The organism is Pseudonocardia asaccharolytica DSM 44247 = NBRC 16224 (genome assembly GCF_000423625.1).
Lineage (GTDB): Bacteria > Actinomycetota > Actinomycetes > Mycobacteriales > Pseudonocardiaceae > Pseudonocardia > Pseudonocardia asaccharolytica.
In genome coordinates this window covers 101,913-111,416 of record NZ_AUII01000015.1, presented here as the reverse complement: position 1 = coordinate 111,416, position 9,504 = coordinate 101,913, and the positions used below count along the sequence as shown (strand labels likewise).

Annotated in this window: 6 protein-coding genes and 1 rRNA gene; 3 read left to right on the top strand and 4 right to left on the bottom strand. The window is 72.0% G+C overall.

What is annotated here, in order from left to right; genetic code table 11:
* Positions 1 to 192 precede the first annotated feature (192 nt).
* A 5S ribosomal RNA gene (gene rrf, locus G567_RS0116855) occupies positions 193 to 309 on the top strand.
* A gap of 145 nt (positions 310 to 454) precedes the next feature.
* Here the strand turns inward: rrf and G567_RS0116850 are convergent.
* Positions 455 to 1,561, bottom strand: a complete 1,107-nt coding sequence (locus G567_RS0116850; protein ID WP_028930902.1) for a quinone-dependent dihydroorotate dehydrogenase — start codon at positions 1,559 to 1,561, stop codon at positions 455 to 457.
* A 38-nt stretch (positions 1,562 to 1,599) separates the two neighbouring features.
* The gene (locus G567_RS0116845; RefSeq protein WP_028930901.1) at positions 1,600 to 1,974 is read right to left on the bottom strand and encodes an RNA-binding S4 domain-containing protein; all 375 of its coding nucleotides are present in this window, start codon (positions 1,972 to 1,974) and stop codon (positions 1,600 to 1,602) included.
* A gap of 197 nt (positions 1,975 to 2,171) precedes the next feature.
* Here G567_RS0116845 and G567_RS0116840 point away from each other — a divergent pair, with 197 nt between their 5' ends.
* Together G567_RS0116840 and G567_RS0116835 are read left to right on the top strand one after the other, a co-directional pair.
* Positions 2,172 to 3,734 (top strand): MSCRAMM family protein, encoded by a 1,563-nt coding sequence (locus G567_RS0116840; protein ID WP_028930900.1) that lies wholly within the window; start codon positions 2,172 to 2,174, stop codon positions 3,732 to 3,734.
* 12 nt (positions 3,735 to 3,746) lie between these two features.
* Complete coding sequence (locus G567_RS0116835) at positions 3,747 to 4,601, top strand: alpha/beta hydrolase (RefSeq protein WP_028930899.1); 855 nt, start codon at positions 3,747 to 3,749, stop codon at positions 4,599 to 4,601.
* A gap of 6 nt (positions 4,602 to 4,607) precedes the next feature.
* Here the strand turns inward: G567_RS0116835 and G567_RS32265 are convergent, their stop codons facing one another.
* Complete coding sequence (locus tag G567_RS32265; RefSeq protein WP_051233205.1) at positions 4,608 to 5,309, bottom strand: acetoacetate decarboxylase family protein; 702 nt, start codon at positions 5,307 to 5,309, stop codon at positions 4,608 to 4,610.
* Positions 5,310 to 5,366: 57 nt separating this feature from the next.
* Complete coding sequence (gene hrpA / locus G567_RS0116825; RefSeq protein WP_245585674.1) at positions 5,367 to 9,476, bottom strand: ATP-dependent RNA helicase HrpA; 4,110 nt, start codon at positions 9,474 to 9,476, stop codon at positions 5,367 to 5,369.
* Between the last annotated feature and the right edge of the window lie 28 nt (positions 9,477 to 9,504).

Below are 9,504 nucleotides of genomic sequence, written 5' to 3'. Positions count from 1 at the left end.
ATAGGCCGGAGATGGACGCCCCGCAAGGGGTGCAGTCGACCGGTACTAATAGGCCGAGGACTTACCCCAACCCGCTGCTCGCATCCACTGTGTGACCCTGAGCACACCACCCCGCCCCCCCGGGCCGGGAACCCACCCCCCGAACACACCAAACACACACCGAACACACCGCTAAAAGACACCGCTAATACGGTCGGTGGCGATGGCGGAGGGGAAACGCCCGGTCCCATCCCGAACCCGGAAGCTAAGCCCTCCAGCGCCGATGGTACTGCACCCGCCAGGGTGTGGGAGAGTAGGACACCGCCGACCCCCAAACCCCCAACGGCCACGGGCCCCGCCACACCGGCAGGGGCCCGTGACCATTTCTTTATTGCCACGGAATTTCCTCGGGCGCTGCCCTGAGATGACCGGGCACGCCGCTCCGGCCGCCATAGGCGGCGAGGCGCCCCGCGGGTCAGGACGGGGCGTCCACTCCGACCGCATCCGCGATGCGCTCGAAGCCGTCGGCGCGAAGCAGCGCGGCGAGCTCCCGGCAGAGGGTGACGGGCCAGCGAGCACCCCCATAGATGAACCCCGTGTAGGCCTGCACGAGACAGGCGCCGGCCCGGATGCGCTCGTACGCGTCCTGAGCCGTTTCGATTCCGCCCACGGAAATGATCGGCAGACCTGGGCCGAGGCGCTCCCGCAGCCGCCGAACGATCGCGAGCGCCGGTGCGGACAGCGGCCGACCAGAGACACCGCCCCGGCCGATGTCCTCGAGCACGGGCTGCGGGGTCTGGAGCCCGGAACGGGACACCGTGGTGTTGGTGGCAATGACACCGTCCAGGCCCAGATGCAGGGCCAGGTCGGCGACGGCGTCGATGTCCTCGGAGGCGAGGTCGGTCGTGATCTTGACCAGCAGCGGAACCCGCCGCGTGGGATCGGCGGTCACCATCGCTTGCCGGACCGCGGTCAGCAGCGGCTCGAGGACGGATACCTGCTGGAGGTCGCGCAGGCCCGGCGTATTGGGCGAGCTGACGTTCACGACGAGGTAATCGGCGAACGGGCCGAGGAGCGTCGCGCTGCGCACATAGTCGTCCACGGCCTGATCCGAGGGCGCCGCCTTGCTCTTGCCGATGTTCACCCCGAGCACGATGGGTTCACCGCGGCCGTTGCGCAGTGCGCGGAGGCGGGCAGCGACGTTCTCGGCCCCCTCGTTGTTGAACCCCATCCGGTTGATCAGGGCGTGGTCGTCGGGGAGCCGGAACAACCGCGGCTTCGGGTTGCCCGGCTGCGGGCGAGCGGTCACCGTCCCGATTTCGACGAAGCCGAAACCCAGCCGGGCCAGCGCTCTGACACCCTCGGCATCCTTGTCGAACCCGGCGGCCAGCCCCACGGGCCCTGGGAAGTCGATGCCCATGACCTGCGTTCGCAGTACGGGATCGACCGGTCCGCGCACAGCGGCCCACACCCGGCCGAACGGGAGGGGCCCTGCCGCCGCGCGGAGGAGTGCGAATGCGGCCTGATGCGCGGACTCGGCGGGGACGTGGCGCAGCACGTGGCGGAAGAGCAGGTCGTACATCCGCTTATCTTCCCGGGCGTGCTCCCACTGCCACGCGGTCAGGGTCGCCCCAGGAGAGTGCGGTGCCATTCGTCGAGGACACGGCGCTCCCGCTTCGTGGGCCGTCCGGTACCGCGTTCCCGCCGGGCAACGGGGATGGCGGCCTCCGGGGGCGGAGCGGGGGTGTTGTCGATGTAGCAGCGGACTGCTTCCGGAGCTCCGACCCGTTTGTCGATCACCCGAGCCACCTCGACGACACGTGTCGTAGCGTGCATCCGGGCCCGGACGGTGTCGCCGACCCGCACCGGCGTCGCGGGTTTGGCCGGCTTGTCGTTGACCCGTACGTGCCCTCCGCGACAGGCGGCTGCCGCGTCGGACCGAGTCTTGGCCAGCCGGACCGACCACAACCAACGGTCGACGCGCGTGGAGTCCATCGCTCGATGATGGCAGCTCGGACATTCGTGCGCGCATATCACCGTGAGAACGGGGTTCTGCGCGCACGGGTGTTACGGTTCGCCAGCGGGCCGCCTCGGCCCGGGCGTGCGCGGTGCGGCGACCGACCCCGCCGTCCCGGCGGACGGCCTCCGCGCACATCGCACGCCGAGTCTGATGGTGGCGAGGGAGACCCGCGATGGATGCGATGGGCCTTATCGGTCTGACGCTGGGCGTCCTTGTGGTCGCAGGCCTGGTGGTCTTGGTCCGCGCCGGCAACCGCGGCACCGTCCGCGAAGAGGACGCCGCCCGCCCGCGCACCGTCGCCGAGCTGGTTCAGCTCCGGGCAGCCCAACGGGCAGCGGCCGATTCTGCGGTTGCCCAAGCCGTCCCGATCGCCTCTGCCGAGCCGCAGCCCGCGCCCGAGCCGGAGACCCCGACCCAGGCCGAGTCGCCGGCCATGGGCATGCCGTCGAACTCCAGCCCACCTCCGGACGAACACCGGCCGGTGGTCGCGGAGCTACCCACCCGGCTCCCGGATCCCGAGGTCATCACGATGGGGGACTGCGGGCCCAGCCCGGTCAGCCCGCCGTGGAACAGGGTGCCGGACGGCAGCCTGATCCTTCCCGCCGCCGCTCCGGAACCGCCGGTCGAACCGGCCCCGGTCGGCCCGCCGGCCTGGCGTCGGCCCACGGCCGAGGGCAACCCGGCCTCGCGGCGCGCGGTGGCGACGGAGCACCGATCCGAACCGGCCGTCGAGACGACGGATGCTGCCGCCCAGGCGGACGACGAACTCGTCGGCTGGACGGACTGGGCGGATGTCGACGCCGACGAGGACGGCGCCCGGCGCGATCCCCCGAGCTCCTCAGGCCCACCGCCGTCGTTCGGGCCTGGGAGTCCCGCCGACGCCAGCTCTTCCGAAGCGGTGGCCAAACTCGCTGACCACACCCCCGTGGAGAATCGGCCGGGTGGTGGCGCGCCTGCCGCCCCCGACCCCGGCCGGCCTTCGAGCACGACGGCGAATGCTCGCGTGGCCGTCCGGGAGGACGAGCACGACGAGGTCGACCGGGCCCTGTTACGCACGCTCGGCTTCCCCGACCCGAACCTGCGCCCGGGCGCAGCGGCCGTCGCGTTCGCGACACCGACCGTCGCCCGCAGGATCGACGACACCGCCGTCGCCGCGCAGCCGATCCGGTTCCGGGTGGTCGGCCGGGACGCTGTCCCGGTGCCCGAGGCCACGGTCACGCTGCTGGATGGTCACGGCCGTGAGACGGGCACGGCGGTGTCCGACCCCGATGGCGGTGGTGTCGTCGAGGCGCCGAGGCCTGGTGGATATGTTCTGGTGACATCGGCGCCGGATCACCAGCCCGGTGCCGTCGCGGTGACCGTTGACGGTGCGCCCCTCGACGTCGAGGTGCTGCTGGCGGGGTCCGGCTCGCTGCGCGGTGTGGTGCACACGCCGTCGGCGACCCCCGTCGTGGGTGCGAGGGTGACGTTGCTGCAGGACGGCGAGATCGTCGAGATCACCGAAACCGGCGCGGCCGGTGGGTACCGGCTCGCTGATCTCGCGGCCGGCGAGTACACCCTCGCCGTGCACACGGCGCGATACGAGCCGGTGACGGTCGTCGTGCAGGTGTCCGAGGGGACCGCGGTCGAGCACGACGTCACGCTGTCGCTCGGCGAGCCGACCACCCACCCAGCCGGGCAGCGCGGTGAGCAGTCTCGCGCGCCCGGCCGGACGGTTTCCGCGACGGACGGATGATCGGGAGAGGGCATGGCGGCACAGGCGCAGCGGGTGGAGGGCCGGCTGGTCGGCGCGCGTGGCGTCGAGCTGTTCTGGCAGGGATGGCTGCCGGGTAACGGCACCGACCCCCCACCCACCGGCGTCCTGCTGCTCTGTCACGGTCTCGGTGAGCACACCGGGCGCTACGGGAACGTCGTCGACACGCTCGTGCCCGACGGGTGGGCCGTCTACGGTCTTGACCATCGTGGGCACGGCCGCTCCGGTGGCCGCCGCGCCCATCTCGACCGGTACGGCGACTGGCTCGCCGACTACGAGACGTTCCGCCGCCACGTCGTCGCCCGCCACCCTGGGCTGCCGGTGTTCCTGCTCGGCCACAGCATGGGCGGGCAGATCGCGCTCGCCTACGCGCTCGACCACCAGGACGACCTGCGCGGCCTCGTGCTGTCCGCGCCCGCGCTGGCCAGCGACGCCGTACCCAAGGCGGCGGTACCGCTGCTGAGCGTGCTGGCCAAGGTCGCCCCGACGCTACGCCCGGCGGGCATCGACGAAGCCAGGATCAGCAAGGATCCGGTGGTCGTCGCCGACTACCGCGCCGACCCGCTCGTTCACCACGGCAATCCGACGCTCGCGCTGTCCTCGGCGCTGTTCGCGCAGTTCGACGTGCTGCCCGAGCGGGCGCGCGGGCTGCGCATCCCGCTCCTGCTCCAGCACGGCACCGATGATCGGCTGACCGATCCCGTGGGCAGCAGACGGCTCCAGGCCACCCACGGTTCGGTGGATGCGACCGTCCGCTTCTACGACGGGCTCTGGCACGAGATCTACAACGAGCCCGAACGCGCAGCCCCGCTCACCGATCTGCGGGAATGGCTCGCCGCGCATCGCTGAGCCCGCTCAGCGCAGCAGCGCCACGGCGGGACCCATGCCGAACGCGAGGTGGTCGACGATCAGCGTGCACAGGGGGCGCCGCGGCAGCCCGAGCTCGCGCAGCTCGTCGGCCATCGGGTGGCCGCGCCCGAGCACGACGCGGCCGGCGCATCCGAGACGAATCCCGTGGGCCTGCGCCCGCAGCGGGCTGGCCAGCACCGAGGCCTGGCGCGGTCCCAGCGCGGTGAGCCCGGCGCGGACGGTTATCGGCAGCCGTCCGGGCAGCGTGCTCAGCGCCGCGGTGAGCACGTGCCGGTCACCCTCGGCGAGATGGCATTCGGCGTGCCGGCCGGTGATGTCGAGCTCTGCGTGGGCCAGCCATTTGGGCAACCCCCACAGCGCGCGCCCGGCCTCCATCGTGAAGGTCTGGGTCACCGGGAGCTGGGTGACGAGCACTCCCGCGCGTCGGCGATGCCGGACGAGCAGCGCGACACCGACCTCGTCGTAGTCACCAAGGTCGTTGATCTTGTAGTCGACGAGCAGCAGGAACAGCGGAGTGCGTCCGGCGACCGAGACCAGCTCGAGTCCGGTGCCGCGGATGAGGTGCCGGGCGAGCCGGGTGCGCACGAGATGGACCGCGCAGGCCAGGGCCGCGTCGGTGATCCGGACCGGGAACGTGATTCGCCGCCCCTGGACCTCCCAGCTGCCGTCGTCGAGCCGTATCGCCATTCCTGCAGCTAACCCCACTCTGTGAGTGCGTAACAGTGTCAGAACACTGTTACGCACTCACAGGCGCGATAGCGCAGCGAGGATGCGTTTCGTCGAGATCGGGTAGCGGGTGCGCATCGGGTGGGCGTAGAGGCTCACCCGCAGTTCCTCGATCATCCACCGGATCTCGCGCAGCTCCGGGGACGGCTCCATACCGGGCGGCAGCGCAGCCAGTTCGACGGTGTACTCGTCGGCGACCACCCGGACCTGCTCCGTCCACTGGGCGTCGCGGGCGGGATCGGCGCGCAGCTTCTCGATCCGCCGCTCCATCGCCTCCAGGTACCGGACGACGTCGGCGAGCCGCTTCGCCCCAGCCGCGGTGACGAACCCAGGGCCGACCAGATCGTTCAGCTGCGCCGCGATGTCCGCGACGGCAGCGGCGAGGACGGGCGCGCGCAGCTCACCGAGCAGGGCCTGCACCCGGTGCCAGCCGGCGAGCACGTCGCGCACGGCGTGCAGCACCTGCAGGGTGGTGGTGGCCAGCCGCTCGGCGAAGAGCTTGCGCAGCCGCGCGTAGGAGGGGTCGTCCCAGGCCGGGCCGCCCGCCGCGGCGATCAAGGCGTCGGCGGCGGCGGTGACACAGTCCTCCAGCAGCGCCGCGACTGACCCGTGCGGGTTGCGCGACAGCGTGAGCTTCGTCGGGTTGTCCAGCCCGCGCTGCACCTGCTTCACCGGCGACGGCGTGTCCAGCAGCAGGAGCCTGCGCACGCCGCGATGGTGCGCCGGGTCGCGCTCGGCGGCGGTCGGGAACACCCGGACGTCCACGGTGGTGCCCCGGTCGACCAGCCCCGGGTAGCCGGTGACCGTGTGGCTCCCACGGCGAATCGGATGCTTGCGGGGGAGCGAGCCGATGGTCCAGGTGGTGAGGCCCGAGACCTCGATGTCGACACCCGCCGCGGCCAGCTCCTCGCGGACCGCCGGGGCGAGGTCGCGACGCAGCGTCTCGAGGTCCGTGCCGCGGGCCAGTTCGTGGCCCTTCTCGTCGAGCACGCGAAAGGTGACGGTGAGATGGTCGGGGAGCCGGTGCAGCTCCCACGCCTCGCGCGGGATGTCGACCCCGCGCATCCGGCCCAGCTCGCGTTCCAGCCCGTCGAGCAGCGGCTCGTCGCCGGCGGTCAGCCGGGCGAGCACCGCGCGGGCATGGTCGGGGGCCGGGGCGAAATGCCGGCGCAACGTCTTGGGCAGCGTCTTGATCAGCGCGGTGACCAGCTCCTCGCGCAGCCCCGGCACCTGCCAGGTGAACGGGGTCGGGTCGACCTGGTGCAGCGCGGCCACCGGGACGTCGACGGTGACCCCATCGGTGTGATGGCCCGGTTCGAAGGCGTACGACAGCGGCAGCGTCAGCCCGCCGGCCTCGACGTGGTCCGGGTAGGCGGCCCGGTCGACCTCGGCCGCCTGCGCGGTGCGCAGCATCTCCTCGGTGAAGTCGAGCAGGTCCGGCTGCCCGCGAGACGCCTTCTTCCACCACGAGTCGAAATGCCGCCCGGACACCACGTGCTCGGGAACCCGCTCCTCGTAGAAGGCGACGAGCGTCTCGGCGTCCACCACCAGGTCCCGCCGCCGGGCCCGATGCTCGAGGTCCTCGACGTCGTCGAGCAGCTCGCGGTTGACGTGGAAGAACCGGTGGCGGGTGTCCCAGTCACCCTCGACGAGGGCATACCGGATGAACAGCTCGCGGGAGACCTCCGGATCGATGCGCGCGAAGTCGACGGTCCGGTTGGCGACGATCGGGATGCCGTGCAGGGTGACCCGCTCGGTGGCGACGGCGGCGGCGCGGTTGCGTGACCAGCGCGGCTCGGAGTGGGTCCGCTTCACCAGATGCCCGGCCAGCGGCTCGATCCACTCCGGTTTGATCCGGGCGACGGTGCGGGCGAACAGCCGCGAGGTCTCCACCAGCTCCGCGGCCATCACCCAGCGTGGCGGCCGCTTGGCCAGCGGGGAGCCCGGAAAGATCATGAACTTCGCGCCGCGCGCGCCCAGATACTCCCTGGTCTCGGCGCCGCGCGAAGCTCCAGCGGAGCGCGCATCAACAGAGCGCAGCCCGACCTGGGACAGCAGCCCGGACAACACCGCGGTGTGGATGCGGTCCGGCTCCGCGGCGACGTCGTTGAGCGTCATGCCCGCGGTGCGGGCGGCCTGGCGCAGCTGCCCGTGCAGATCCTGCCATTCGCGGATGCGCAGGAAATGCAGGAACTCGTCGCGGCACAGCCGCCGGAACTGGTTGCCCGACAACGCCACCCGCTGCTCGCCCAGATAGGTCCACAGGTTGAGGAAGGCGAGGAAGTCGGAGCCGGTCGCGTCGATGCTCGTTCCGCGGACGCTGCTCTCGCCGACGAACCGGGCGTGCTTCTCGTCAGCGGCCTGGCGCTGCTCGGTCGGCCGCTCCCGAGGATCCTGGACGGACAACACGGCCGCGATCACGAGGACCTCGCGCAGGCAGCCGGTGCGATCGGCCTCAACCAGCATCCGGCCCAGCCGCGGGTCGACGGGCAGCCGGGCCAGCGCCCGGCCGACCGCGCTCAGCCGGTTGCGGTCCTGCAGCGCGCCCAGCTCGCGCAGCAGCGCGAGGCCGTCGGCGACCGCCCGCGGATCGGGCGGCTCGACGAACGGGAACTCCGCGATCTCCCCGAGGTCCAGCGCGATCATCTGCAGGATGACGGAGGCGAGGTTGGTGCGCAGAATCTCCGGATCGGTGAACTCCGGACGCGCGTCGAAATCGTCCTGCGCGTAGAGCCGGATGCAGATGCCGTCGCTGGTCCGGCCGCAGCGGCCGGCGCGCTGGTTGGCGCTGGCCTGGGAGACCTTCTCGATCGGCAGCCGCTGCACCTTCAGCCGTCGGGAGTACCGGGAGATCCGCGCGGTGCCGGGGTCGACGACGTAGCGGATGCCGGGCACCGTCAGGGAGGTCTCGGCGACGTTGGTGGCCAGCACGATCCGGTTGCCGGCATGCGGTGCGAACACGCGATGCTGCTCGGCCGTCGAGAGCCGCGCGTAGAGCGGCAGGATCTCGGTGTTGCGGAACTTCCGCTTCGCCAGTGCGTCGGCGGTGTCGCGGATCTCCCGCTCGCCCGGCAGGAAGACCAGGACATCGCCGGGCCCCTCGCGCTGTAGTTCGGCCACTGCGTCCGCGATGGCGTCGAGCTGGTCACGGTCGGGGTCGGCGTCCGGGTCATCGGGATCGACGACGGGCCGGTACCGGATCTCCACCGGGTAGCTGCGGCCGGAGACCTCGACGATCGGGACGGGCGCGCCGAGGGCCTCGGTGAAATGCTCGGCGAACCGTTCCGGGTCGATCGTCGCCGAGGTGATGATCACCTTCAGGTCGGGGCGCCGCGGCAGCAGCCGCGTCAGGTAGCCGAGGATGAAATCGATGTTGAGGCTGCGTTCGTGCGCCTCGTCGATGATCAGGGTGTCGTACTGGCGCAGCATCCGGTCGCCGGCCAGCTCCGCGAGCAGGATGCCGTCGGTCATCAGCTTGACCATGGTGTGGTCGCCGACCTGGTCGGTGAAGCGCACCTTCCAGCCGACGATGTCGCCGAGCTCGGTGCCGAGCTCCTCGGCGATGCGCGACGCGACGGTGCGCGCCGCGAGCCGGCGCGGCTGGGTGTGCCCGATCAACCCGCGCACGCCGCGGCCGAGCTCCAGACAGATCTTGGGTAGCTGGGTGGTCTTCCCGGACCCGGTCTCGCCCGCGAGGATCACGACCTGGTGATCGCGGATCGCTGCGGCGATGTCCTCGCGCCGGGCGCTGACCGGCAGCTCCGACGGGTACGAGATGCGCCCGAGGGCGGCGCGGCGGCGCTGCAGCCGATGCTCGGCGACCTCGACGGCGTCGGAGATCTCGGCGAGCGCCCGCCCGTGGGCGCCATCGTCGATGAGCCTGCGGGTGCCGTCGAGGCGGCGACCGAGCCGGTCGGCGTCGCGCAGCCCGAGGGCCTCGATCCGGGTCGCGAGTTCGGCGGTACGGGCGTCGTCGGGCCGCTGTGCGGGCCGCGCCGAGCTGCGGCCCCGCGCCCCGCGCATGCGGGGACGCGGCGGCCGTTTGCGGGCCGTGGAGCCGTCCCCCGGGTCGGGCGGGAGGGCCGGTCCGGCCGCCGGCGCGGAGCGCGCGTCAGTGGCTCGAGCCATGGGGGAAGACATCGCCTGTGCAGTGTGC